This is a genomic window from Bdellovibrio bacteriovorus, from assembly GCF_001592755.1.
Classification (GTDB): Bacteria; Bdellovibrionota; Bdellovibrionia; order Bdellovibrionales; family Bdellovibrionaceae; genus Bdellovibrio; species Bdellovibrio bacteriovorus_E.
Genome location: NZ_LUKF01000017.1, coordinates 145,056 through 168,020, shown reverse-complemented (window position 1 = coordinate 168,020; position 22,965 = coordinate 145,056). Strand labels below are relative to the sequence as shown.

Below are 22,965 nucleotides of genomic sequence, written 5' to 3'. Positions count from 1 at the left end.
GTTTTAGTCAACCACTGATGTCTTCAATGATGGTGACTTTTCCTTCTTTTGTGACAAAGGCCCAGTGAACTTCGACGAGGTTTTCAAGTTTGCTTGTTAAATACTGGAGTGCCCGCACCAAGCGGGCTTTTTGCTTCCAGGAAATTCGATGCGGTTGAAAATCCGCAATATTGGTGGTCTTTACTTCCACCATCAAGGCATGACCTTCCGGCGTTTGAAAAATCAAATCCACTTCTGCAAAAGGAGTGATCACCCTTTGCGCTAAAAGGGTGTAACCTTTCTTTTCGTAAAATTTTTGAACGAGTTTTTCAGAATCAAGGCCCCGCTGGTGAGCCCAGTAGACGGGTTTATTCTTCGTCGACGACAAGTTCGGCGAGGTATTCTTTAACCCCCGCGAAGGATTTGCGGTGCACGCTGCACGGTCCGTGCGCGACGATGCTGTCTTTGTGGACCGGTGTTGAGTAGCCTTTGTGAACTTCGAATCCATAAAGAGGATATTTTTCTCCCAACTGTTTCATCAGACGATCTCTTGTCACTTTCGCAACAATCGACGCTGCTGAAATCGGAGCCACTCGCAAGTCCCCTTTAACCATGGTTGTTTGCTCAAAGCCTTCAAGGCCCGGGATTTTCATGTTGCCGTCAATCAGCACATGACCACCCTTCACACCCAAAGCTTCAACCGCACGTTTCATCGCCAGCAAAGAAGCACGCAAGATATTCATCTCGTCGATTTCTTCCACTGTCGCAAAACCGATTCCTACATGATGTTCTTTTTGAATGAGCGCCGCTAATTCTTCGCGACGTTCTTCGGATAATAATTTTGAATCAGTGACATCTTCAGCAAGCGCATCGGATTTAAAAATCACTGCCGCCGCATAGACGGGCCCCGCAAGACATCCGCGTCCTACTTCATCCACACCAATCACAGGCTCGGGAAAGAACTCGCGCCAGTTCACCTTAGGATACTCTTCCTTTTTGAGCGTTTTCTTAGGCTTCGCTTTTTTAAGTGTGATTTTCTTAGCTGCAGATTTTTTAGCGAGCGTTTTTTTCGATACTACCATGTCTTAGCGCCATCCCCACAAGTCTTGCGCATATTAGACATAGAGCCAGTCGCGGTCACCGGAAAACAATCGCGTCGAAAACCAAAAGACCCCTGGGTTTTTTGGCGAAATGACCAAAGCTCTTTGCGCCGTTGGAGGGATTTTTGAGGAGCGAGAAAAAAGAAAAGACCTAGAACGTGAGTCCTAGGTCTTTTTTGAATTTAATAGAAGTGATCTATCGAGAAGAAACTAAGCTTCTGCTTTAGTAGATACTAGCTCAGATTCGATCTTAGCAGCTTTACCTTCTAGAGCGCGTAGATAGTAAAGTTTAGAACGACGTACTTTACCTACGTTTACTAGTTCAACTTTATCAAGTGCAGGGCTTGCAAATGGGAAAGTTCTTTCAACGCCAACACCCGCAGAAATTTTGCGAACTGTGAAAGTTTTCGCAGCGCCAGATCCTTGGATCTTAGTTACGATACCTTTGTAAAGCTGAACACGTTCTTTTTCACCCTCTTTTACTTTAACGAATACGTTAACAGTATCACCAGAGCTGAACGCTTGAATATTTTTGTTAGCAGCTTTTACACTTACGCGACGAACGAGGTTTGTTTCTTTAGCCATTGCTTAATCCTTGTAGCAGTCAATTTTCACAAAAAGTAAAACAAGGGTCTACCATGGACCCATTACGCGGTCAAGACAGATACTTACTGCCGATCTTACAGAAAGATGGCGGTAGTCCTTGGGGGGAGCTCCTCGGATACTCTCCAAGACTCCAGAGCAAGACCCAATGAGCTGTTCTGTCATACCGAAACCGGTACCGAATAACATAAATACGGGCTTTTTTTCTACATGCATTTCATGTCGCAGCTCGGCAAAAGAGTACTTTCTTTTCGCCCACTCCACACGGGCCGTGGTGGCGATAGTCAGACAGTCTGGAACATTCCAGTCGGCCAAGGCGGCTTCCACGCTGACTGCGGTTTTAACGGGGTTTAAAGCGGTTTTTCTCATAGGATTGAACTTTGAGCCCTGCCCGGTTCTCCAATGATCTAAAACCCGTTCAACGAACATGAGCTGCTCTTGCATGGGATGGATGATGTAATATTTTTCCACTCCAAAGACGGTCGCCGCTCTGGCGATGTCATGGATATCGAAATTCGTGATATTCGTCGACACCGTTTTTTGCAAACGATCACGCACGGGATAGTGAACTAGACCGATCGCCAGTCTTGGAACATAGGGAACTTCAGCGGTCTCAGACATTGAAATCTTCCTCGCGCAGGTCTTCCAAGCCGAGCACCTTTAAATCATTTTCACTGAGAGTTTTATAAAACTCAATCAGTTCCTTTAAAGGAGCGGCCGTCTTTTTTTTCTTCTGCGCCTGATACTTTTCGTTTTCTACTTTAAGAAATTCTTTAAATAAATCGGGACGTTTTTTAAGTGTGACGAGCGCTGACACTTTCTTCTTCCAGTCTTCAATCACTTTGTGATTTCCGCTTAGAAGAACCTCTGGAACTTCTTGCTCTAAATACGCGCGCGGTCTGGTGAAATTCGGATGCTCTAACAGCCCTTCAGAAAAACTGTCTTTATCCGCCGAATCGTCGTGACCTAAAACGCCGGGGATAAAACGCGCTAAGGCGTCGATAACAACAAGCGCCCCTAACTCCCCACCAGACAACACGTAATCCCCGATCGACACTTCCTGATCGACGTAGGAATTAATAATACGTTGATCAATCCCCCCATAGCGCCCGCAGATAAAAACCAGATGCTCTTCCTTAGAAAAAGAACGAGCCATTTCATCTGTCAGAGTTTTTCCTTGGGGGGAAAGATAGATCACTTTGGAATTCTTATGTTGCACTTTTTCGAGAGTTTTTTCCAGAGTTTCAGGCAACATGATCATGCCGTCACCACCACCAAAAGGTCGGTCGTCCACGGTGCGATGACGGTCTTGAGCAAATTCGCGCGGAGTGTGTGCCTTTACGGAAAGACGGTCACTTTTTAAAGCCTGACCAAGGACACCGTGAGAAACCGCGGCGTCAATCATCTCAGGAAAAAGAGTGATCACATCAATCGTTAGCATCTATGCGTTCTCGATATCAAAAAGCCCTTCAGGCAAATCCATCACCACTGTCTGGTGTTTGAAATCGATTTTTTTGATGAAGGCATCCACGAAGGGAACTTCCACTTTTTTGCCAGCAGCTTCCACGACCAATAAATCTTGAACGCCGTTCGAAGAGAAATCCACGATCTCTCCAAGAAGCTTTTGCTCTGGATCTTTCAATTTGAAGTTTTTGATTTCAGAAAGGAAGATGGTTTCGCCCGGTTTAGATACGAACAAGTCGTCATCGACGAAGAACTCCAAGTGCTCAACGCCTTCAGCCGCTGTGCGATCCGCGATTTCTGCCGCCTTCACGATCAAACCTTTTTTAAAAGGCTTTGTTCTTTCCACAGAGAATGTGCGAATTTCGTCTGAGTCTTTCGGTTTTAGACCGAAGCTCTTCATTCTTTTTGCCCAAGAGATATCGCCAGAAAAGATAAGAACATAAAGATCACCTTTAAGTCCATGAGCCTCGCGAACCTTACCTACCAATTTCATTTCAAACCTCAGAAAAAAAATGAAGGGGTTGCTTGTGACAACCCCTTCCTTAGAGAATTTTATTTTTGCCCCTGTTGAGGACTTGCGGCTTAACTATTCTACGATATCTAAGTGATAACGCTTGTTAAGTTTTGTACCAGCTGCGCGGATGATAGTTCTCATAGCGGCTGCTGTTTTACCTTGCTTACCAATCACTTTGCCCAGGTCTTCTTTATCAACCTTCAACGCAAGAAGAGTGGTTTGCTGACCAGGGATTTCATCAACTTCGACTTTTTCAGGCTTATCTACTAGAGATTTCGCCATGAACTCCACGAGGTCTTTCAAGCTATCCATAATTACCCCCACAACAGATAGTATCTGTCCGATATTCTAACGAAATCGGAACAAATGCCAAATACTATTTAGCTTGAGCCAACTTAATAACGTGTTTTACACGGTCTGTAGGCTGAGCACCTTTTTTGATCCACTCTTCAACTTTAGCTAGATCAAGCTCAACTTTTTTGTCGTTACCTTTAGGAGTTGGGATGTAAGTTCCAAGAATATCAAGGAATTTACCAGTAACATAGCGACGAGAATCAGCTACAGTGATGCGGTATTTAGGGTCGTGCTTTGCGCCCATACGAGCCAAACGAATTACAACTGCCATTTCTTAAACCTCTTGTTTCAAAAACAGTAAGACCAAGTGTGTACTGTGTTAACGATTAAATATCAAGCGTTAAAATGGGAACTTCATTCCACCTCGACCCATGCCCATTTTCATCATTCCACCCATCATCTTCTTAGCGTCCTCAAATTGCTTTACCAGCTTGTTCACATCTTGAACTTGAGTCCCACTCCCCTTCGCGATACGTTGGCGACGCGAAGCGTTTAGAAGCTTATGGTTGTGTCTTTCTTGATAGGTCATGGAGCGAATGATGGCCTCGATCTTTTTCATCTCAGCATCAGGTGGGGTCATATTTTTCAGCTGTTTGCTGAGTTCACCCATGCCAGGTAAAAATTTCAAGATGCTTTCAAAGCCGCCCATTTTTTTAAGCTGCTGGATCTGAGCTAGGAAGTCCTCCAAAGTAAACTCATTCTTCATGATCTTCTTCGCCGAATCGCGAGCCGACTTTTCATCGATCACTTCCTGCGCTTTTTCGACCAAAGAAAGAACGTCCCCCATATCCAAGATACGCCCAGCAAGACGATCCGGATGGAAGACTTCCAGAGCAGAGACTTTTTCACCCACACCCAGGAACTTAATTGGAATGCCTGTCACTTCACGAATAGACAAGGCCGCACCACCGCGCGCGTCCCCGTCCACTTTCGTAAGCACAAGACCAGTCAGATTTAATTTTTTATGGAAACCTTCGGCGACATTCACGGACTGCTGACCGAGCATGGCATCGGCCACAAGAAGGATTTCTTGAGGAGTCCAAATTTCGCGAAGGCGACCCAACTCATTCATCAGTTCATCATCAACTTGCAAGCGTCCCGCCGTATCGACGATCACAACATCCACCATGTTGTCCTTCGCCCACTGCTTGGATTTTTCTAAGATTTCTTCAGGCTTCATTCCGACTTGAGTTGGGAATGTCGGAATGTTGTTTTGACGACCTAAAGTCTGCAATTGATCGATGGCCGCGGGACGATAGATATCCGCTGGCACCATGCCGGGTTTTTTACCCAGTTTTTGACGAATATAAAGAGCGAGCTTTGCAGAAGACGTCGTTTTACCCGCTCCTTGCAAACCCACCATAAAGATCACGCTGGGGTTTTCACGAACATTGATATCAACAGCGCCGCCACCCAAAACGTTCACAAGTTCATCATGAACGATCTTAACGAACATTTGTCCTGGATTGACGTTCTGAAGAACCTCCGCCCCCAGGGCTTTGGCTTTTACTTTATCAATAAATATCTTAACGACTTTGAAGTTCACGTCCGCTTCTAAAAGACTGAGGCGGATTTCTTTAATGACATCCTCAATATTCGCTTCCGTGATCTTGCTTTGGCCACGGACCTTTTTAAGGCTTGCCATAATCTTGTCAGATAAATTCTCGAACATGTGAAACTCCCGAAAGAAAGAGGTTTAACCTATCAAGGACCGAATGACAAAGAACCACGCGACGCGCTGCATACATAAACACCCTGTAGAATTGTAAGGCGCAGAGCATTAGATGATTCATTCGGACGGGTTTATGGTTATGAGAGACGCAAAAAGGGGCCCTACAATGAAAAAAATCATTCTTGTATCATTATTAGTAAGTACTGCAGCTCAAGCCCAACTTGTGACTTCCAACGCGGCAGCACTTGAGGGACTTAAAGACGCGCGCAAACAACTTGAAGTAAAAACTGAAAATTCAATCTTAGAGAAACTAGAAGCAGCTCGTTTGGAAGACGAAAGAAATCGTCGCCAACAATTTGAGTCTTTGAACTTCAGTGTAGTGAATGATGGAACTGCTTCTTACAACCAAGCTCCAGTTCAAGCTCCGGCAGCGACTGTTCCAGTTTATGCTCCTACCCAAGTTCAACAAAACAATACACAAGCTGTACAAACAGTAACTTACTAATTTTTCGACACGGGCCTCGATCGAGAGGCCCCGCTTTTTTACCAGCGTTGAAACGATCCTCTTTTCAAGCTGAAGTGAGCTCCGGCATAGAAAAAGACAAATCCTAAGATCGAAATCACTGCCGCCGTCCACACGTTCACATCGCTCACACCTAAAATACCGTAACGAAGACCATTGATCAGATACAACAGAGGGTTCGCTTTTGAAACGGCCTGCCAGAAGGGATGCAAGTGTTCAATAGAAAGAAACACGCCTCCCAAATAGGTCAAAGGCAACAGAATGAACGCTGAAAATGCAGAAAGCTGGTCAAAGGTTCTTGCCCAGAAGGCCACGCTGATGCCAATCATTCCAAAGATCAGTCCCGCAATAATAATGAAGAACAAAGTCACAAACGGATGCGCAATCGCGAGCCATTCTCCACGCTGATAATACATGAAGACAGATCCCACCGTGTAAGTGATCAAGGCAACAATGCTTCCGCGCACCAAAGCACCCAGACTCATGGCCCAGATAATCTCTCGGTCCGTAACAGGGGCTACTCGCAAGTCTTCAAGGTCTCCTGAAAACTTCGAGGATACGATAGAAGATGAAGAATTTTGGAAAGAGTTGTTGATCAAACCCATCATCATCAAACCCGGAATCAAAAAGGCGATGTAGCTGACACCCTGGTGCGCAGCCATTTGTTCCCCCAGGGAAACACCGAAAATCAAAAGGTATAAAAATGAGGAGATGAAGGGTGTTACCACCGTTTGCACAAGCACTTTAAAAAAGCGCGCGATCTCACGTTGAAAGATAGTTAAAAAACCGGTCATTGCATAGCCACTTCTTTTTTACTCACAAGTTTTAGGAAGGCTTCTTCAAGATCACCTTCTTCAATCTGAACATCACGAATGATATTTACGGGAATACTGACTTCATTTAAGAAATCACCCAAAGTTTTATTCTGAGGCACAACGAAAAGAAATTCTTTGCCGATCACTTCCATCAAATACGGAGAGCGCACTTCATGATGCTCTGTTAAGATCAGACGGATCTTCTTATGCGTGTACTGCCGGATGATATCTTTCGTATTTCCCAATTCCACGAGGCTGCCTAAGTTAATGATACCCACGCGATCACAAAGTTCTTCGGCTTCTTCAAGATAATGAGTCGTTAAAAGAATCGACATGCCCTCGCTGCGCAATTCTTGTACGAACTTCCAAAGATCCTCGCGCAGTCGGATATCAACGCCGGCTGTAGGTTCGTCTAAAAGCAAAAGCTTGGGATTATGGACCAAGGCTTTTGCAATCATTAGACGGCGCTTCATCCCGCCAGAGAGTTGTTTCACTTTTTTATGGCGATGTTCATAAAGAGCCAGCTTGCTTAAAACAAAATCAATGCGATCTTTATTCTTACGAAGACCATAGTAGCCAGAGTGAAATTCTAAGATTTCTTGAACATCAAAAAATCCTGAATTGATAACCTCTTGATGAACGACACCAATCTGTTTTTTGGTGAACATCGGATCTTTAGCTACTTCAACACCAAAGACTTTCACTGAGCCCGATGAGGGTTGCTCTAAAGTCGTAATAGTTGAAATGATGGTTGTTTTACCAGCTCCATTAGGTCCCAAAAGACCGAAGATCTCCCCACCTTTCACAGAGAAAGAGATTCCTTTGACGGCTTCGCTTTTGGCACCTTCGTATTGTTTACGAAGGTCTTGGATTTCTAAAGGAAGATTCATGCTACTCCAGTTCCGCGCTTAAGCGCTGCACTCTGTGCGGCTACTGCCGCCAACTCCAGTTCCGGGCTTCCGCCCTCCACACTGTGGGCTGACGCCCCTAGCGCGCGCGTGTGATGCTGGTGTGGAATTCAACGTTCGGGTTTTCGCGCTTTAACCAGTTCAGATCCCACTCTTGATTCACAAGAACAACAGGGTTTTCTTGCAGATCTCGGAACATATTAGCGCCACCTTTGAGTTCGGCAACCGGCTTCCCATCTTCTGTTCGTGGCCAGCGAGCGACTCCGTAAGGAAGACGATTCAGTTTTACTTCCAGATTATATTCATCTTGAAGCCGACGAAGCAGAACTTCGAATTGAAGTTCACCGACGGCGCCGATGATGGGATCTTGCGGTCCGACCAAAGGATCAATGAACAATTGGATCGCGCCTTCTTCTGACAAATGATTCAAGGCCTCTTGCATCTTTTGACGTTTCAAAGCATCGCGCACAGAAAGACGACCGAATAATTCAGGAGCAAATTTTGGAATGTCTTCAAAATGAACTTTTCCCGAAGCATAGACGCAATCACCGATCGCGAAGTTTCCGGTGTCACCAACGCCGACGATATCGCCTGCGTAAGCATCATCCACAGTTTCTTTGTCCGCCGCGATAAATTGGCTGGCATAAGAAAGGCGCAGTTCTTTGTCATGACGAGAGTGTTTTACTTTCATGCCACGTTCAAACTTACCCGAGCAAATACGAATAAAGGCAATACGGTCACGGTGACGTTTATCCATATTGGCTTGAATCTTAAATACGAAACCGGTGAAGTTCGCATCACAGGGATCCATCTCTTTATCATCTTTTGTGTGACGAGGTTGAGGGCCCGGAGCATACTTGGTGAAGAATTGCAGGAACGTGTCCACCCCGAAGTTCTGTTTTGCAGAGCCGAAGGTCACCGGTGAAATAGTACCATTTAAGAATTCATTCACGTCAAACGGCGGAAGGGCGCCTTCGATAAGTTCCAACTCATCAATCACTTGGTCCGCAGATTCTTTATCAAGGTAGTCGTAAAGAATTTGATCGTCTTTGCCTTTTTCAAAAGGAATGATTTTGTAGTCTTCCACTTCTTCACGACGTTGATCGTAAACCCAGATTTCCTTCGTCAGGCGATTGTAGATACCGCGGAAGCGTTGACCGATCCCCAGAGGCCAAGTAACCGGATAACATTGCATGTTCAAAGTTTTTTCAACTTCATCGATCAACGTCAGAGGGTCTTTACCTTCACGGTCCAACTTGTTCACGAAAGTGAAAATAGGAATTTTGCGAAGACGACAAACCTCGTAAAGTTTTTTGGTACGCTCTTCCACACCTTTGGCAACGTCGATCAGCATGCATGCGGAATCCACCGCCATCAAAACGCGATAAGTGTCTTCAGAGAAGTCTTTGTGGCCCGGAGTATCTAGAAGGTTCACACGCAAAGAGTTGTAATCAAAAGTCATCACTGAAGATGTGATCGAGATCCCTTTTTCTCTTTCCATGGCCATCCAGTCCGATGTCACGGCCTTCGTGCCCTGCTTGCCTTTCACCTCTCCCGTTTCGTGGATGACTCCACCGTGGTAGAGAAGTTTTTCGGTCAACGTCGTCTTACCCGCATCAGGGTGCGAGATGATCGCAAACGTGCGGCGGCGTTGAATTTCTTTTTGAACCTGAGGTGTGGCTAGCATAGAAAAGCATCCTGTCTGAAAGACTCATTTTTACGAGGAAAAGCTTTAGGTTACAAGCATTTGGCGCAGCGCCACCATGAAGCATTTCGAGGATTTTCGGGGAAAAAAGCAAATTTTAGGAATTTCATTCAAATCTGGGTGGATTTTAAGGGTTTTAAGCCACCACCTCTTGCGCATTTCCACACTTTTCCCTTATAACCTCGGTGAACTACAACTCCGATGGGTTTGGAGCCCTTTAGGACAATTGAGGTGAAAATATGACTGCCACGTCGAAGCATTATGTTACGACTTTCTATAAGTTTTTAAAACTTTCTGATGTTCCCACTGTACAAAAAGATCTTGAAAACAAAGCTGATGAGCTGAACGTTAAGGGCTTAGTGATTTTAGGTGCTGAAGGTTTTAATTCGACAATCTCTGCAAGCACCGTTGAGTCTTTTGAAGCGTGGAAGCAGTTTATTCGTGAATACTTCAATGCGCCGCAATTGTTCTTTAAAGATTCCGAGTCACACAAAGCTCCTTTCCGCCGATTCAAAGTAAAAATCCGCGAAGAGATCGTGACAACGGGCATTCCGGAAGTGATGCCTCCAGAGGGCAAGAATCATCATTTGACTCCCGCAGAGTGGAATCAAGTTATGAAGGAAGAAAAAGATTTTGTGATGATCGATACTCGCAATTGGTACGAGTATAAGATTGGCACTTTCAAAGGAGCTTTAAATCCTGATATCGAAAAGTTCACCGACTTTCCTCAGTACATTGAAGAGCAAGGCATTCCTAAAGATAAAAAAATGCTGATCTTCTGCACCGGCGGAATCCGCTGTGAAAAAGGGATTTTGGAACTTCAAAAGCAAGGTTATGACAATGTTTTCCAATTGGAAGGCGGCATCATCAACTACATAAAGGAATATCCGAACGATCAGTTTGAAGGTGAATGTTTCGTTTTCGATCATCGCGTGGCTTTAGATCAAAACCTTCAACCATCGACGAAGTACGGTCTTTGCCCTCACTGCGGTCAGCCTTCTGAAATCAAGATTGAATGCAAACGCTGTGATTCCGAAGAACTTATCTGTGTTGATTGTGCGGAGGTGGAATTTAAAAAAGACACCTGCTCTAAAAACTGTGCTCACCAATACAAACTTCACCCTGGCAAAAAAGGTCCAAAACAAATCGTACCTTTTGAAATTGAAAAATTAAAGGCCGAGGGTGCTGACGAGATCCCTACTATTCGTGTTTCAAAAACGAAGGTTGTGACCGTAAATGCCAAGGGCGAATCTGAGACGGTAACAGCCAAAAACTAGCCCGCTGCCGGGTTTCCGGCAGTGGTCTATTTTTTTAATTTTTTTCTTGTTATCTTGAGCGACATCGAAAGGTGGTTTCTGATGAAATCGATTTTAGTGACTTTATTTTCTTTGTTCGCAATTTCTTCAGCTCACGCACAGACAGCGACTTCCTCCGCTCAAGCTTATGGTGTCGGGACTTTTCTGATTTCTTCCGTAAAGCTAGATGAGTCACCAACTCAAGTTGCGGTACAGATCACTTCTTTAAAAACGGGAACTGTTGTCGCTGAGCTTTTACTCAATGTGGATCGACGTGTAACACTGAACCTTTTAAGTCCCGAGGGTGAATACTTAAGAGGTGATTTAGTGTTGAGGCAGGACAACACATTCTTAGGGGTGAGCGCGTACCTAATAAATGGCATCGGTGTTCAGCCGCGCAACACGATTGATGGACTCATTGCCTACTGGAAAAATACAGATCCAACTCCAGAGCCGGTCCCTACTTTTTAACTTAGGCCTTCCAATAACCTGTGGCCTTGATCCACTCTTCTTGGGCGCCTTTTGTGTGAAGAAGAAATTCTTTCATCTCAAAGGCGCAAGTCTTTTCTAAAGCGATCCACGCAAAATAGTCTCCGACTGGGAATCTCATCCTTTCCAGGTGAGTTTTTATGCGATCGCTTTTTCCGGGCGCTGAACCATTTCTAAAAACCCAGAACACTTCAGCAAGACCTTCGTGAGCGAATTCCATTTTATCTGATTCATTTTCCACTTCGATGACGACCAAAGATTTAGAACTCTTTGGAAGTTCTTGCAGGCGACGGGCAAACGAAGGAATCGCCGACTCATCACCTATCATCAGGTACCAATCAAAATTATAAGGAACGATTTTCGAACCTCTTGGTCCACCAATGGTTAGCTTCTGCCCCACTTGGGCCTGCGCTGCCCACTGTGATCCGGGGCCACTTCCGTGAAGGAAGAATTCGATATCCAGTTCTTTTGCAGAGTTGTCGTAACGTCGAGGTGTATAATCACGCATGATCGCAGGTCGACTGCCTTCAGGAACCTTGGGACCTTCTGAGGTCATCACGGGCAACACCGGAGTTTCTTCACCGGGATAGGGAAAGAACACCTTCACGTGATCGTCGGGGGATAAAGATGTAAAGTCTGAAAGCTCTTCGCCTGAAAAAGTGATTCGCTTCAAATGCGGTGCAATCTGCTGAATATTTTTAACCTTCAGAGTGCGCATCTTCACGGGATGCATGACTGTTTTCAATTCTCTTTCATTTGATGACATACGCTATCCTTTGATTTTTCTAATCTCTTCCACAGCGCGATCAATAACGTCAGCCACTTTTTGTTTTTGTTCTTTTGTTGCTTCAGTAAATGAGAATAGTTCGGCCTTCAAACGGTGCATAGAACCACGAATCGAGGAGCGTTCTGATTTTGCTTTTGCAATCTCTTCGACCTCATCTCGTCCCATCCAATGCTTCAGACGCGACATTCTTTCCCCGACCATTTCAAATCGTTGAAGAATCATGTTTAAGAAATCACGATTTTCCTCTAGAAGAATTTTTCCTTCTGCGGAAATCGTATAAAGTTTTTTATTTTGCTCTGTCGTTGCAGTGGCAAATCCACCTTCTTCCAGAAAAGTCAGTGTCGGATAGATGGAACCTGGACTGGGAGAATAAGCACCCGACGAAAGCTCTTCTAAAGCTTTGATAATTTCATAACCATGTCTTGGTTTTTCTTCTAAAAGAGACAAGATCACATAGCGAAGATCGCCATGGCCCAAGAGCCTTCCCATCTTTTCTTCCATACCATGATGGTGATGTGGATGGTGTTGATGGTGGGAATGTGAATGACGACCGAAGCGAAAACCGCCTTTACCATGTCCGCGCATAAGGACCTCCTTGAATTTACGTCTGGATTACGTAATATCTTTCGATATATCGTATTCAAATATTAAATCCGATATATCGAAATAGCAAGACGGTTTTTATTAAAACCATAAGTTATGGATTTAATTGAACTTTCATTATTACGAGATTCCTAAAAATGATCCTCCCGAAGCTTCAATTCGCTGTCCAGATATCCATCGAGCTTCTTCTGAAGCGACGAAAGCCACGACGTCAGCGATATCTTGAGGCTCCCCCACGCGGCCTAACGCTGATAACGACTCCATGAACTTACGGCTTTCCGGGTGCCCCAAGGCCTCGGCGTTCATTTCCGTATTTATCACTCCGGGAGCCACGGAGTTCACCGTGATTTGCTGAGGTCCTAATTTTTTTGCTAGAAATAATGTCAGTACATCCACGGCCCCCTTCGTCATTGAGTAAGCGCCCACTGAGGAACTGGCCATACGAGTGACAATGGAAGTGATATTGATAATGCGTCCTCCACGCTTCATCCTTTGACAGGCTTTTTGCGCTACAAGAAACGGAGATTTGATATTGATCGCGTGCAAAGCATCAAGTTGCGCTTCCGTAGTCGTTTCGAAATCTTGGATCATTCCGATTCCCGCATTATTCACTAAAATATCGAGATGGACTTCACCATCGCGTACAACAACCTCGTCTATCTGGGAAAACAGATTTTCCACAGCGTTCGATTTTTTAAAGTCAGCAGAAACTAAAACCCCCTCACCACCCATTTGCCGGATTTCTTTTAAAGTTTGTTCCGCCTCGACTTTATTACTTCCATAATGAACAATGACAAAAGCTCCCTCGGAAGCAAGCCGCAAAGAAATAGCTTTGCCAATACCGCGGCTGCCACCAGTGACCAATGCGATTTTACCGTTGAGTGATTTCATTCCATCTCCTTTTTTAACAAAAGATAGACTGCTTTAGACTCTGACACTGGCTGGAAGCGGTCCTGATCCCCGGTTCAGTTGAATTTACCAGGATGATCAAGTTTAATGGATACAAGAGGTTGATATGGATGAAAATGACTTTGAAGGCACGTTGGTTTTAGAGCAAATGGCTTCTATTAATAAGCTGGATGAATTCTTTGAGGCTATTGACTCTGATGACACCCAAGAAGCTGTACGCCTTATGAAGAAAGCGCAGGTCGATGCTTCAACGATTGCGATTGTTGTAAAGAAAATGCTAGAGGCAGAATAAGATACTGAACACTTAGAGTATGATCCTTTTATAGCTGTCCAACTGGAAAATATGCATTGCCAGTCTCCGAACACTTTCTCCATAGGGCTTCTAACAACTGAGTTAAGCTTTGTCCGGGTTCGAGACTCATCATCAAATGACTTCCGTCAATACATATAAAACTTTTGGTTCCTTTCCCCTTTAGGGCTTCTAAGGATTCCAATGTAAAGCCATTAATCGAAACAAACAATCCTCTCGTATCTAAGCTCTTACCTTGCAATTTAAAAACAAATGGTCCGAATTCAGCACCAGCACATGGATCCTTCGTCCACTTCGCCTCAAGCAAGTGAGTATTGTGTTGAAAAATGAAGCTACCATCAATCTGTTCGCCAACTATTTTAAATGAACCGCGAGGCTGCAAACTTTCGACCTCAAAAAAATTTGACAAAAATTTCTCGAAAGCAAATCCTCTTTGCTGACTATTCGAGATACCTTGAAGTCCGAGAAATTGCTCCCGCAATAGATCCTTTTGTTTCTGATAATCTACCATTTTTTTTTCTTGTTCGAACTGAGCTGCTTCTTTAGATTTTCGACGAAATTCTGCCTTTTGAGTCTCTTCATCTTCCTTAATTTTTTTGTTGTGTTTAATATGTTCATCCAATCGTTGAACATCGGCTAGAACGCCAGAGTTACTCACCACTCCCTTAAAAGAAGGATTCAAAATTTGTTGAATCATATTTCCAATAAATTCGTGGTTAGCTCCGTTAACTACTGCAAAGGTTGACAGTATTTCTTGTACGACAAACCGCTTAGGTGCTCTAGAGTATGCGCGTTTTGACTGTTTCGCCTTATTCTCAGCTTTAACCCTCGCAGCAGCCAAAGAACGGCTGTTCAGTCCACACCCCAGAACAAAAGTGTCCAACTGGTTATGGTATTCAAAAGCATCAGAAAGTATATCTTCCAAAAGAATCATTACCGCTGGTTCATAACGCATATACGGAAGAACCTCTCAATTCGAATTAAATAAACATAGTTTATCGACAAGCAATCCAAGAGTATAGATAAAACTTCAGCTACTTTGAGTTGGGCATAACCCATACAAGACTTAAGTTATACCCTCAAAATAGGCGATTATATAGGCCATTCCCTAAGTAAGTTTAATGCTCCCTGAGAGTATTAATGTCATCTGCTGTGCCAGGGAAATAGATCCCTTTCTGTCCGATTATATGGCCCGCTGGAATACCTGTTCCCAATTCATCTGCACGCAAAACAGACTCCGGCAAGTTTAAGGACTTGCGCAGTTCGTTCACCGTTTCAGGAACAAAAGGGGCCAGCATGATCATCAAGTTCTTTAAAACATAAAAACATGTGAAAAGAGCGTCTTTTCTTCCCGTCTCTTCCGCACGATCGTCGTGAGGCTTGTACTGAGAAAACAAAGAGTTGATCAGACGCGCGTAGTTTTCAATCTGACCTAACAAAGTGGAGTAGTCTCCCTTTTGCATCGAGCGCAGATAAAGCTGTACTAGCTTCAACGTCTCCGCTTCGGCCTTACCGATCAACTTACCTTCAGGCACTTTACCATCAAACTTCGAGTTGCACGCCGAAATCGGTTTTTCAAAAGCCGCGTTCATAGGACCGGCTAAGAATTTATTTCTTTCAGCAAAATGTTCGAAATCAAAGTTGGACGCTTTCACTGGCAAACTTAACATCGCCAAGAAATAGCGAATTTGATCTGGTGAATAACCCATCTCTAACAACTGATCGCCGGTATAGAAATTTCCTCTCGACTTACTCATCTTTTCGCCATTCACCATCAAATGGAAAACGCTTAAGATCTCTGTCATTTGCAAGTCACCTTTTTTCGGCAGCTCTTGCGGTTGGTCTTTGTGACCTAACCACATAGAGCCTTGCATGATCACGTAGAAGAAAACGTTGTCCTGCCCAAGGAACTGAACAACGGTCGCCTCTGGATCACACCAGAATTCTTTGTAAAGTTCTTTATCTCTTCCCGCTTTTTCCAAAGCGACTTTCGTGAAGACGATAGGCGCGATCAAAGAATCTGGCCACACGTAAAGAGTTTTTCCCTTCATATCCGGATCAAGCTCTGCCGGAACAGGAATTCCCCACGACACGTCGCGAGTGATCGGGCGATAGCCCCACTTGTCCGTCACAAAAGAAGGAATGCCAGCCGCCTCAAGAACTTCTTGGGCTTTTGCTAGATCAGCCTTGGTGTCGAAAAGACATTCCACTTTTTTACCCGGCACGTAACGAGATTTATGCTTAGGCAAAGTGTCTTTGATTTCTTTGTATTTGGCTTCATGCACGTTTTCAAAGCGACAGCCGATTAAGACGGTGTTGATAACCTCTTGCACGACAGCGGAACGCCATGATTTTTGTTTCGTCTCGATCCAAGCTTTTAATGGATCCGCCACTTTCCACATATCCAGCCACCAGTGAGCTGTGTCCTTCAATTCAGGCTTGGCATCACTTAGCTGACTGCGCGGATCTTTCAACTGACTGGGATCAAAGGAGCTGGCACACACGTCACACTCATCCGAGTAGGCTTCGGTGTTACCGCAATTTGGACACGTCCCACGAACGAACCGATCTTGAAGGAAACGATTCATTTTTGGATCATACCATTGTTTTGTTATGCGCTTTTCAAGCAAGCCGTTTTTAAAAAGACGGCGCAAAAAATCTTGTGAGTACTCTTCATGCAAAGGATAAGTTTCCGGGCGAGAAGTTCCCGTGAAAATATCTGTCTGTACGGAATATTTTTTTAGAGTCTCTTTTTGCTGCTCGTGAATAGTATCAATGAACTCACGAATTGTTTTACCGGCTTTGATCGCCGCAACTTCACTGGTCGAACCGTGATCATCATTCCCGTTCACGAATAAAACATTTTCTGCACCAATCAACATACGCATCCATCGAGCGTAAATATCCGCGGGTACGTGCGCACCGGCTAAGTGACCCAGATGCAAGGGACCGTTGGCATACGGCATACCCGCGGTCACAACAACTTTTTTTGGTTTTTTGAACTGGGCAAGAGCCGACTTCACATCTGTAGGTGGAGAGAACTTGTTTTCGGGTTTTGAAGATCCTGGCTGCATTTTAACCTCTAAAGGTTTTAATTTAGCTAAAATCCACGAGCGATGCACCCTTTTTGTCGGTCACTTAATAAATTTCTGTATCGCTTCTATCAGGCCTTTTTTGTCGATCGGCTTAGTTAAGTGAGCATTACATCCCGCTTCAATCGATTTTTTTACTTCTTCGGGCATGGCATGTGCTGTCAGCGCAACAATAGGCCGCGTGTAGCCTCTGGAACGCAGCTCCTTAGTCGCTCTAATGCCATCCAAGACAGGCATCTGAATATCCATCAAAACAATATCGAAATCTCCTTGAAGAGCTTGTTCCAGGGCTTCTGCACCATTATTCGCGAAAGCTATTTGCGCTCCCGCTTTTTCTAAATACTTACTCAGCAGAACCTGATTATCAACCACATCTTCGGCCAGCAACACACGCACATTTACCAGTTCAAGCTGATTCGAACCGGCATCTTTGGCTTCGTTGGCAACATAGATCGTGGGTTGATCCGTGTAACTAAAAGGTTTCGCATCAATTCGCACGACGAAGGTGGTTCCTTTCCCGACAACACTTTCAGAAACCTCAAGACTTCCGCCCAAAGTCTCTGCCAGTCTTCGCGACAGAACCAACCCCAGGCCGGTCCCTCCAAATTTTCGCGTAATAGAACCGTCCGCCTGTGCAAAAGGTTTAAAAAGATTTTTTAGATCTTGTTCAGAAATTCCAATGCCCGTGTCGCACACACTGAAAATCAAATATCGCGAGGCCTCGGCTTTGACACTCACGACCACTTCGCCTTCAGAGGTGAACTTGATGGCATTCCCGATAAGATTTACCAGGATTTGACGAAGACGCCCAGGATCGGAGGTGGCCTCACTGGGCACACTGGCATCTAACTTTAATTTCAGGGAAACGCCTTTTCTTTCTGCATTCACCCGCATAAACGAAACGATTTCAGAAACGATAGCGACGGGAGAAAAGCGCGACTTTTGAATATCCAGTCTGCCCGCTTCAATTTTTGAAATATCCAAAATATCGTCAATAAGACGAAGCAAAGCCCGCCCGCTATTATCGATGCGAGCAATCGCATCCATTCTTTCTGACTGCGTGAGTGTCGAGTCTTTTAAAATTTCGGTAAACCCCAGAACCGCCGTCATTGGCGTGCGAATCTCGTGACTCATGTTCGCAAGAAAGGCCGACTTAGAGGCGCTGGCTCGATCGGCAGCCAGCTTTGCTCTGTGCAGCTCTTCTTCAAGCTTTTTGCGTTGAGTGATATCTTCGATAACAGAAATATAGTATTTGGCGGCCCCTTGCGAATCACGAACAATGGATTTTGTCAGATGCACCCAGACGTAGTTTCCATCTTTTCGCAAATAACGTAATTCCATCGAAAAGCTGTCATATTTGCCGGCCTTCAACTCTTCAAGATGATGAAGCTCGATTCCTGCGTCGTCGGGATGGGTCATCTCAATACACGTTTTCTGGGTGAGTTCGGGTAACGAGTACTGAAGAATATCAAGAAGTCTCTCATTCACCAGTTCCCAACGACTGGAGGTGGACATACGTGCGATCCCCGAGGCGGCTTGGGTGAAAATAGCTCTGAAATTCTCTTCCCGCTCTTCCAATTCTGCGCGCAGACGATTTCGTTCTGTGACATCAAAAAAAGTTCCGACCGCACCACTGATTTCCCCATCATGGTTGATAATGGGTCCGGCACTGACGGAAAGATCAATTTTCTTTCCGTCAGGTCGCACATAGGTCATATCTTCATCGATGATAGTTTCGCCATTCTTGAAAGCCCTGACGGTTGGATACTCTTCTGCAGAATAAGGAGAACCATCTTTGTGAATCGCGCCCATTTTTCCATATTGATGATAGCCCTCTTTCACGTGGGACTCATGTCCAAGGATGGTGCGTGCCTGATTGTTCATCAAAATCATTTTGCCTGCCGGAGCCTCGATGAACGAAATGCCCATCGGTGCACGATCTAGTATGGCCTGCAACTTCTGATTGGCCAACTCTAGTTCTTTTCGGGATTCAACCTGTTCCGTCACGTCTTGAACAACAGTGAAAACGCCTCGGATAACACCGTCGCTTTCGACAAAAGGATGATAAGAAAGATTCACATAAAAATTCTGAGGAATTCCTTTTTCGTCAGGAAGAGACACCCGAATCTCTTTACCCACAAAAGGTGTTCCGGTTTTAATGACGTTATTTACAATCGGAACAAAATGCCCGACTTCCTCTGCAGTAAAAGACTCAAACACAGTTTTACCGGTAACTTTACGGCCCACAATTTTTTCATAGGCAGGATTGGCAATCACAAATCTGTATTCAGGTTCCATAACCAGTACCATTGCCACAGGGGCTTGCATCACCAACTCATTTAAGGTTTTTAGTGCGGCCTGGGATTCCGAAGTTTCTTTTTTTAGATTCTCTTGTGTGATCATTTTCTCGGTAAAGTCGCGTAAGACTTTAACAAAACCGACTAGCTGTCCGCGCGAATTTCTAAGTGGATTCATCACGCCGGTCGCAAAAAACCGGGAATTGTCTTTTCTAATATGCCACCGATTGTCTTCAGCCATCCCTTGAGCAATAGCGGTTCTCATTTCTTCAATGTCGACACCTTTTTCGCGATCCTCGGGGATAAAAATTCGAGACCCACTTCGCCCCAGCATCTCTTCACTTTTCCACCCCAAAAGATTTTCCGCTCCGGGACTCCAATAAATGACGTCTCCTTTTGGGTTCGTGCAAATGATCGCATGGTCCTTCACGCCTTCAACGACAAGACGGAATTGTTCTTCACTGGTGCGCAGACTTTCGTTGGTGGATTGATATTCCTGGTGTTTTCGCGAAGCGAACTCGATCGCGGCATTTCTTACACCCACACTGATCGCATCTAAAATAATGTCTCGCGCTTCAGAGCTCAGCTTTAATTTGCTCTCTAGGACTTCAAATAAAACCTGGCGAAGAATATAGTATTCATCGATAACCTGAGAAAGATTGTACCCCGGATGCTCACTTCTTTCCTGACCATGTTCGGTAGCCATTCTTCTTTCATCATCAAGAAAATGTTTTTGTGGTTGCGGATATTCTAAGGAATGAATCAGCTCATCCAAAAATTTGGGAAGAGAGTTTCGCAAAGCACTTGTCGCAAGATTATTCGCCGCCGGAACTTTTTTGCGACAACGCGTTTCCCATGTAGATAAGATTTGTTCCTTGCACTCTTTCAGCAACTGCGACTTCGCGAGTTCCATTATCTTCATTTTTCGTGGGAGTCATAAGGTTGCACCTCGAGCTATGCTTTAGCTTAGGGCAAAGCACGAAGGAGCCAAAAAAGAATGCCGCAACGGAATTAAAAAGCAATGTGAGGAACAACAATGCGTTCGGAAGGTTGAAAATAGAATGTCTAGATTTAAAAATGGAAAAGGCCCGAAGGTTTACCTTCGAGCCTTTATTGGTTGCGGGGGCAGGATTTGAACCTACGGCCTTCGGGTTATGAGCCCGACGAGCTACCAGACTGCTCCACCCCGCGACAAGGAAGTTAAGGTATAGGTTGAAAGCGTCGCAGCGTCAACCCCTCATTATTAAAAGAATGAATATAACAGCCTGTATCATTTGGCCTCCATTGCTCGCTTACGAAAAGCATGGTTGAACTCACTTTCAGAGGAGAATCTTATGAAACTCAAGAGTGTTCTAAAGACATTAGGAGCCAGTATTGCGATTCTGGCTGTGATATTCGTCGGTCTAGCTCTATGGGGGCTTTCGAAACTGCCTTCGGCTTTTGAGATCCGACAAGGGCTCACTCCGCCCGCCTTAAAAACAACTGCTGCAAAAACAAGCATGGTAAATCACACATCTGCTGTTGAAAACTCCCAGCTAACGACGACGTCGGATGCCACAGAGAAAGACCTAACTCGTCAACAAAACTCAAATCAAGACGCTTTAGCTGAACACACAGCGAAGGTGCTTTTAGAGGATTTTACAGATTCTCGGAAGCCGCTTATTGAAACTTGCCACAACTTAGGGAAGGCTTCTGAAAGTCATCTTCTTCGCGATCCCACAAACGCCAGTGCAAAAACTTTTTTTCACAGTCTAGCAAAAGGCGAAAAAGATCCCTTAGTTGAATCCGCAGCTCCCATCCTTCGCTACGTCTTCCGAGCTCCGGGAATGTCGAATGCAGTTGATATGATTCTGAAATCAGAAGAACAGAAAGATCCTTCTCTTTTGAAAAAGGCGGAGTTCTATTACGAGATCTACCGTGCTGGAGGTTTTTTAAAAGAAAACACACGGGCGATGGATGAGATTCTTCAAAAAACTTACAACTTGCACTACTTAGCCCGTGCGGTCGCACAAAAACCAGAGCTGGCTCGGGACCCGAACACACTGAGCTTCTGCGAGCAGATGGAAAAAAATATTAATCACAGCGACACCTACAATGCGGATGAAGCGGCTCAGGAAATGCAAAAGTTCTTTGCAGCCTCCGGGATCGATGCCAAGCAGTTAGGGTATGATCCGAACTACCGCTCACAAGTAAAAATGAACATCTCCAACTCACAAGTGCGCTTAAACGATGCTTGGGTCTTAAGACTTTTTACTCGGGATATTGAAAAAGCGCATCAGGAACCGGCGCAAAATTAGAAGTCTTGAAGATTCAAAATTTCTTTGCAGACGTCCATTTGCTTTTCAATCTCAGCCAAGGCTTTTTCCAAACGAAGTTGATCTCTGTCATCAATTTCTGTTTCCATTGCGGCAAGGACAATGGCATGTTTTTTCAACCATGCTCCTTGTCGAGAAGCGTAGTTTTCAGGAACGCCGGAGCGTAAAGCCGCAAGACGTGCATCGCGATCTTTAAAATACTCGACAATAAACTTCAAAGTTTCCAACGTCAGAATTTTTCGATGCGCTTTTAATCGAGAAGAAAATCCTACTTGTCTTATTCTCATGATTTTTCATCCAAAAAATAGTTTAAGACCCTTTGGGCGATGACGAATTCCTCTTCGAAGTCCAAGGGATCTTCGGGTAGATAATGAACGTCTTCCTTGGAATTTTTATGATACAAGAAAAGCTGTTCCTGGGCCTGCTTCCAATATCTTTTTTGCCATTGCAGATTCGTATTTAAAGTAAAGAGCTCGCTCAGCTCTAAACCGCGCTCGACAGCGTCCTTATTGATTTTCTTTTGGCCCGGCAGAACATAATCCAATGCTTTGGGAATGTCTTCGTGATGAACAAGCTCTAAAGCAAGGTAGCTTACGTACATCACAGCCAGAAGATACTGACGGTACTGCTCGGAAGATTTCAGTGACCAAGCGTCTGCTCCCGCAGGACGGTAAATACTTTTCAAACGTTCAAAGATGTCAGAATATTTCTTTCCGATTTGATCCCCGAGAATCAAATCCAAAGTAATCACCAGGCTTTCTGCAAAATTCAAATACCGACAGAAATCACGCTGCTCTTCAGGAGCCCGCGGCAAAAGATTCCAAAGGATGCGATGATTCTGTTCGTGATACAGAGAAATCTGATTGAACGCCGTCATCGCACTCACCAGAACTTCTGGATCATACACCTCTTGCCAGTGATCTTTAAACCAAGTCATTTCTGAAGCGAGTGGACTGAATTGCAACTCACTCTGAAATAAATCCGGAGAACTTAAAGAGCGCATCGTCGAACAAACACGGGGAACAAAGCTTCCACCTTGTTTTAGAAATAGCTTTCGGCTGGTACGATAGATCGAACTCAATGACAAAAGCTGTTCATCGAAAGGATATTCAGGAACAGCTTGTTTAGAAAATTTCTTATTAATGGGGATAGAGGAAAGAAGAGTGATGTCACTGAGGAAAGCTTGAACTTCTTTTTGGGGACCGCGCCCTTTTTTATTTGTTTTTTTCAT

26 protein-coding genes and 1 tRNA gene are annotated in these 22,965 nt (G+C 44.6%); 5 read left to right on the top strand and 22 right to left on the bottom strand.

Going from position 1 to position 22,965, the window contains the following annotated elements; all coding sequences use genetic code 11:
- Positions 1-7 precede the first annotated feature (7 nt).
- The 9 genes from AZI85_RS17545 to ffh all read right to left on the bottom strand — a co-directional run bounded on the left by AZI85_RS17545 (position 8) and on the right by ffh (position 5,686).
- Positions 8-367 (bottom strand): YraN family protein, encoded by a 360-nt coding sequence (locus AZI85_RS17545; protein ID WP_172795333.1) that lies wholly within the window; start codon positions 365-367, stop codon positions 8-10.
- The gene (locus AZI85_RS13230; RefSeq protein WP_081111018.1) at positions 348-1,061 is read right to left on the bottom strand and encodes a ribonuclease HII; all 714 of its coding nucleotides are present in this window, start codon (positions 1,059-1,061) and stop codon (positions 348-350) included. The genes AZI85_RS17545 and AZI85_RS13230 overlap by 20 nt, the downstream gene beginning before the upstream one ends.
- Before the next feature lie 228 nt (positions 1,062-1,289).
- A complete protein-coding gene (gene rplS, locus AZI85_RS13225) occupies positions 1,290-1,664 on the bottom strand; it encodes a 50S ribosomal protein L19 (protein ID WP_063244519.1) in 375 nt (124 codons plus the stop codon).
- 48 nt (positions 1,665-1,712) lie between these two features.
- A complete protein-coding gene (locus AZI85_RS13220; RefSeq protein ID WP_063244518.1) occupies positions 1,713-2,303 on the bottom strand; it encodes an RNA methyltransferase in 591 nt (196 codons plus the stop codon).
- The gene (trmD, locus tag AZI85_RS13215) at positions 2,296-3,123 is read right to left on the bottom strand and encodes a tRNA (guanosine(37)-N1)-methyltransferase TrmD (protein WP_063244517.1); all 828 of its coding nucleotides are present in this window, start codon (positions 3,121-3,123) and stop codon (positions 2,296-2,298) included. Before trmD ends, AZI85_RS13220 begins: the two co-directional genes overlap by 8 nt.
- A complete protein-coding gene (rimM, locus tag AZI85_RS13210; RefSeq protein WP_063207015.1) occupies positions 3,124-3,639 on the bottom strand; it encodes a ribosome maturation factor RimM in 516 nt (171 codons plus the stop codon).
- Positions 3,640-3,732: 93 nt separating this feature from the next.
- Positions 3,733-3,972: a KH domain-containing protein gene (locus AZI85_RS13205; protein ID WP_041875527.1), complete on the bottom strand. Its 240-nt coding sequence runs from the start codon at positions 3,970-3,972 to the stop codon at positions 3,733-3,735.
- 64 nt (positions 3,973-4,036) lie between these two features.
- On the bottom strand, positions 4,037-4,285 hold the full coding sequence (rpsP, locus tag AZI85_RS13200; RefSeq protein WP_041875524.1) for a 30S ribosomal protein S16: 249 nt from the start codon (positions 4,283-4,285) through the stop codon (positions 4,037-4,039).
- Between the two features lie 69 nt (positions 4,286-4,354).
- A complete protein-coding gene (ffh, locus tag AZI85_RS13195; protein ID WP_063207012.1) occupies positions 4,355-5,686 on the bottom strand; it encodes a signal recognition particle protein in 1,332 nt (443 codons plus the stop codon).
- Positions 5,687-5,852: 166 nt separating this feature from the next.
- Here ffh and AZI85_RS13190 point away from each other — a divergent pair, with 166 nt between their 5' ends.
- Positions 5,853-6,191, top strand: a complete 339-nt coding sequence (locus tag AZI85_RS13190; RefSeq protein WP_063244516.1) for a hypothetical protein — start codon at positions 5,853-5,855, stop codon at positions 6,189-6,191.
- 38 nt (positions 6,192-6,229) lie between these two features.
- Here AZI85_RS13190 and AZI85_RS13185 read toward each other — a convergent pair whose 3' ends face one another.
- From AZI85_RS13185 to AZI85_RS13175, 3 genes are all read right to left on the bottom strand, one after another.
- Complete coding sequence (locus AZI85_RS13185) at positions 6,230-7,003, bottom strand: ABC transporter permease (protein WP_063244515.1); 774 nt, start codon at positions 7,001-7,003, stop codon at positions 6,230-6,232.
- A complete protein-coding gene (locus AZI85_RS13180; protein WP_063244514.1) occupies positions 7,000-7,914 on the bottom strand; it encodes an ABC transporter ATP-binding protein in 915 nt (304 codons plus the stop codon). Before AZI85_RS13180 ends, AZI85_RS13185 begins: the two co-directional genes overlap by 4 nt.
- A gap of 97 nt (positions 7,915-8,011) precedes the next feature.
- Positions 8,012-9,619 (bottom strand): peptide chain release factor 3, encoded by a 1,608-nt coding sequence (locus AZI85_RS13175; protein ID WP_063244513.1) that lies wholly within the window; start codon positions 9,617-9,619, stop codon positions 8,012-8,014.
- Positions 9,620-9,876: 257 nt separating this feature from the next.
- Here AZI85_RS13175 and trhO point away from each other — a divergent pair, with 257 nt between their 5' ends.
- Together trhO and AZI85_RS13165 are read left to right on the top strand one after the other, a co-directional pair.
- Positions 9,877-10,914: an oxygen-dependent tRNA uridine(34) hydroxylase TrhO gene (trhO, locus tag AZI85_RS13170; RefSeq protein WP_063244512.1), complete on the top strand. Its 1,038-nt coding sequence runs from the start codon at positions 9,877-9,879 to the stop codon at positions 10,912-10,914.
- An 81-nt stretch (positions 10,915-10,995) separates the two neighbouring features.
- Complete coding sequence (locus AZI85_RS13165) at positions 10,996-11,403, top strand: hypothetical protein (protein WP_063244511.1); 408 nt, start codon at positions 10,996-10,998, stop codon at positions 11,401-11,403.
- A gap of 1 nt (position 11,404) precedes the next feature.
- Here the strand turns inward: AZI85_RS13165 and AZI85_RS13160 are convergent, their stop codons facing one another.
- The 3 genes from AZI85_RS13160 to AZI85_RS13150 form a co-directional block, all read right to left on the bottom strand.
- The gene (locus AZI85_RS13160; RefSeq protein WP_063244510.1) at positions 11,405-12,187 is read right to left on the bottom strand and encodes a siderophore-interacting protein; all 783 of its coding nucleotides are present in this window, start codon (positions 12,185-12,187) and stop codon (positions 11,405-11,407) included.
- Positions 12,188-12,190: 3 nt separating this feature from the next.
- On the bottom strand, positions 12,191-12,793 hold the full coding sequence (locus tag AZI85_RS13155; RefSeq protein WP_063244509.1) for a PadR family transcriptional regulator: 603 nt from the start codon (positions 12,791-12,793) through the stop codon (positions 12,191-12,193).
- A gap of 138 nt (positions 12,794-12,931) precedes the next feature.
- The gene (locus AZI85_RS13150) at positions 12,932-13,702 is read right to left on the bottom strand and encodes an SDR family NAD(P)-dependent oxidoreductase (protein WP_063244508.1); all 771 of its coding nucleotides are present in this window, start codon (positions 13,700-13,702) and stop codon (positions 12,932-12,934) included.
- 124 nt (positions 13,703-13,826) lie between these two features.
- Here AZI85_RS13150 and AZI85_RS13145 point away from each other — a divergent pair, with 124 nt between their 5' ends.
- The gene (locus tag AZI85_RS13145; RefSeq protein ID WP_253720985.1) at positions 13,827-14,012 is read left to right on the top strand and encodes a hypothetical protein; all 186 of its coding nucleotides are present in this window, start codon (positions 13,827-13,829) and stop codon (positions 14,010-14,012) included.
- Positions 14,013-14,040: 28 nt separating this feature from the next.
- Here the strand turns inward: AZI85_RS13145 and AZI85_RS13140 are convergent, their stop codons facing one another.
- From AZI85_RS13140 to AZI85_RS13125, 5 genes are all read right to left on the bottom strand, one after another.
- Positions 14,041-14,985: a hypothetical protein gene (locus AZI85_RS13140; protein ID WP_063244506.1), complete on the bottom strand. Its 945-nt coding sequence runs from the start codon at positions 14,983-14,985 to the stop codon at positions 14,041-14,043.
- Between the two features lie 163 nt (positions 14,986-15,148).
- Entirely contained in the window at positions 15,149-17,104 is a 1,956-nt protein-coding gene (locus tag AZI85_RS13135) for a methionine--tRNA ligase (protein WP_063244505.1), read from the bottom strand.
- Positions 17,105-17,164: 60 nt separating this feature from the next.
- On the bottom strand, positions 17,165-20,287 hold the full coding sequence (locus tag AZI85_RS13130; protein WP_253721004.1) for a PAS domain S-box protein: 3,123 nt from the start codon (positions 20,285-20,287) through the stop codon (positions 17,165-17,167).
- Positions 20,235-20,357: a hypothetical protein gene (locus AZI85_RS17960; protein WP_301335690.1), complete on the bottom strand. Its 123-nt coding sequence runs from the start codon at positions 20,355-20,357 to the stop codon at positions 20,235-20,237. The genes AZI85_RS13130 and AZI85_RS17960 overlap by 53 nt, the downstream gene beginning before the upstream one ends.
- Positions 20,358-20,533: 176 nt before the next feature.
- Positions 20,534-20,610: transfer RNA gene (locus AZI85_RS13125), tRNA-Met, on the bottom strand.
- Between the two features lie 143 nt (positions 20,611-20,753).
- Here AZI85_RS13125 and AZI85_RS13120 point away from each other — a divergent pair.
- Positions 20,754-21,716 (top strand): hypothetical protein, encoded by a 963-nt coding sequence (locus tag AZI85_RS13120; protein ID WP_063244503.1) that lies wholly within the window; start codon positions 20,754-20,756, stop codon positions 21,714-21,716.
- Here AZI85_RS13120 and AZI85_RS13115 read toward each other — a convergent pair.
- Positions 21,713-22,021 (bottom strand): hypothetical protein, encoded by a 309-nt coding sequence (locus tag AZI85_RS13115; RefSeq protein WP_063244502.1) that lies wholly within the window; start codon positions 22,019-22,021, stop codon positions 21,713-21,715. The genes AZI85_RS13120 and AZI85_RS13115 overlap by 4 nt on opposite strands.
- The gene (locus AZI85_RS13110; RefSeq protein WP_063244501.1) at positions 22,018-22,965 is read right to left on the bottom strand and encodes a hypothetical protein; all 948 of its coding nucleotides are present in this window, start codon (positions 22,963-22,965) and stop codon (positions 22,018-22,020) included. The genes AZI85_RS13115 and AZI85_RS13110 overlap by 4 nt, the downstream gene beginning before the upstream one ends.

Excerpts from the sequence above, each read along its gene's own strand:
- AZI85_RS13155 (WP_063244509.1), bottom strand. The coding sequence starts at position 12,793 with ATGCGCGGACATGGTAAAGGCGGTTTTCGCTTCGGTCGTCATTCACAT.
- AZI85_RS17960 (WP_301335690.1), bottom strand. The coding sequence starts at position 20,357 with ATGACTCCCACGAAAAATGAAGATAATGGAACTCGCGAAGTCGCAGTT.
- AZI85_RS13120 (WP_063244503.1), top strand. The coding sequence starts at position 20,754 with ATGAAACTCAAGAGTGTTCTAAAGACATTAGGAGCCAGTATTGCGATT.
- AZI85_RS13190 (WP_063244516.1), top strand. The coding sequence starts at position 5,853 with ATGAAAAAAATCATTCTTGTATCATTATTAGTAAGTACTGCAGCTCAA.
- AZI85_RS13205 (WP_041875527.1), bottom strand. The coding sequence starts at position 3,972 with ATGGATAGCTTGAAAGACCTCGTGGAGTTCATGGCGAAATCTCTAGTA.
- rplS (WP_063244519.1), bottom strand. The coding sequence starts at position 1,664 with ATGGCTAAAGAAACAAACCTCGTTCGTCGCGTAAGTGTAAAAGCTGCT.
- trmD (WP_063244517.1), bottom strand. The coding sequence starts at position 3,123 with ATGCTAACGATTGATGTGATCACTCTTTTTCCTGAGATGATTGACGCC.
- AZI85_RS13150 (WP_063244508.1), bottom strand. The coding sequence starts at position 13,702 with ATGAAATCACTCAACGGTAAAATCGCATTGGTCACTGGTGGCAGCCGC.
- AZI85_RS13230 (WP_081111018.1), bottom strand. The coding sequence starts at position 1,061 with ATGGTAGTATCGAAAAAAACGCTCGCTAAAAAATCTGCAGCTAAGAAA.
- AZI85_RS13110 (WP_063244501.1), bottom strand. The coding sequence starts at position 22,965 with ATGAAAAAAACAAATAAAAAAGGGCGCGGTCCCCAAAAAGAAGTTCAA.
- trhO (WP_063244512.1), top strand. The coding sequence starts at position 9,877 with ATGACTGCCACGTCGAAGCATTATGTTACGACTTTCTATAAGTTTTTA.
- AZI85_RS13135 (WP_063244505.1), bottom strand. The coding sequence starts at position 17,104 with ATGCAGCCAGGATCTTCAAAACCCGAAAACAAGTTCTCTCCACCTACA.
- rimM (WP_063207015.1), bottom strand. The coding sequence starts at position 3,639 with ATGAAATTGGTAGGTAAGGTTCGCGAGGCTCATGGACTTAAAGGTGAT.
- ffh (WP_063207012.1), bottom strand. The coding sequence starts at position 5,686 with ATGTTCGAGAATTTATCTGACAAGATTATGGCAAGCCTTAAAAAGGTC.
- AZI85_RS13115 (WP_063244502.1), bottom strand. The coding sequence starts at position 22,021 with ATGAGAATAAGACAAGTAGGATTTTCTTCTCGATTAAAAGCGCATCGA.
- AZI85_RS13165 (WP_063244511.1), top strand. The coding sequence starts at position 10,996 with ATGAAATCGATTTTAGTGACTTTATTTTCTTTGTTCGCAATTTCTTCA.
- AZI85_RS13140 (WP_063244506.1), bottom strand. The coding sequence starts at position 14,985 with ATGCGTTATGAACCAGCGGTAATGATTCTTTTGGAAGATATACTTTCT.
- AZI85_RS13180 (WP_063244514.1), bottom strand. The coding sequence starts at position 7,914 with ATGAATCTTCCTTTAGAAATCCAAGACCTTCGTAAACAATACGAAGGT.
- AZI85_RS13185 (WP_063244515.1), bottom strand. The coding sequence starts at position 7,003 with ATGACCGGTTTTTTAACTATCTTTCAACGTGAGATCGCGCGCTTTTTT.
- AZI85_RS13160 (WP_063244510.1), bottom strand. The coding sequence starts at position 12,187 with ATGTCATCAAATGAAAGAGAATTGAAAACAGTCATGCATCCCGTGAAG.
- rpsP (WP_041875524.1), bottom strand. The coding sequence starts at position 4,285 with ATGGCAGTTGTAATTCGTTTGGCTCGTATGGGCGCAAAGCACGACCCT.
- AZI85_RS13145 (WP_253720985.1), top strand. The coding sequence starts at position 13,827 with ATGGATGAAAATGACTTTGAAGGCACGTTGGTTTTAGAGCAAATGGCT.
- AZI85_RS13175 (WP_063244513.1), bottom strand. The coding sequence starts at position 9,619 with ATGCTAGCCACACCTCAGGTTCAAAAAGAAATTCAACGCCGCCGCACG.
- AZI85_RS13220 (WP_063244518.1), bottom strand. The coding sequence starts at position 2,303 with ATGTCTGAGACCGCTGAAGTTCCCTATGTTCCAAGACTGGCGATCGGT.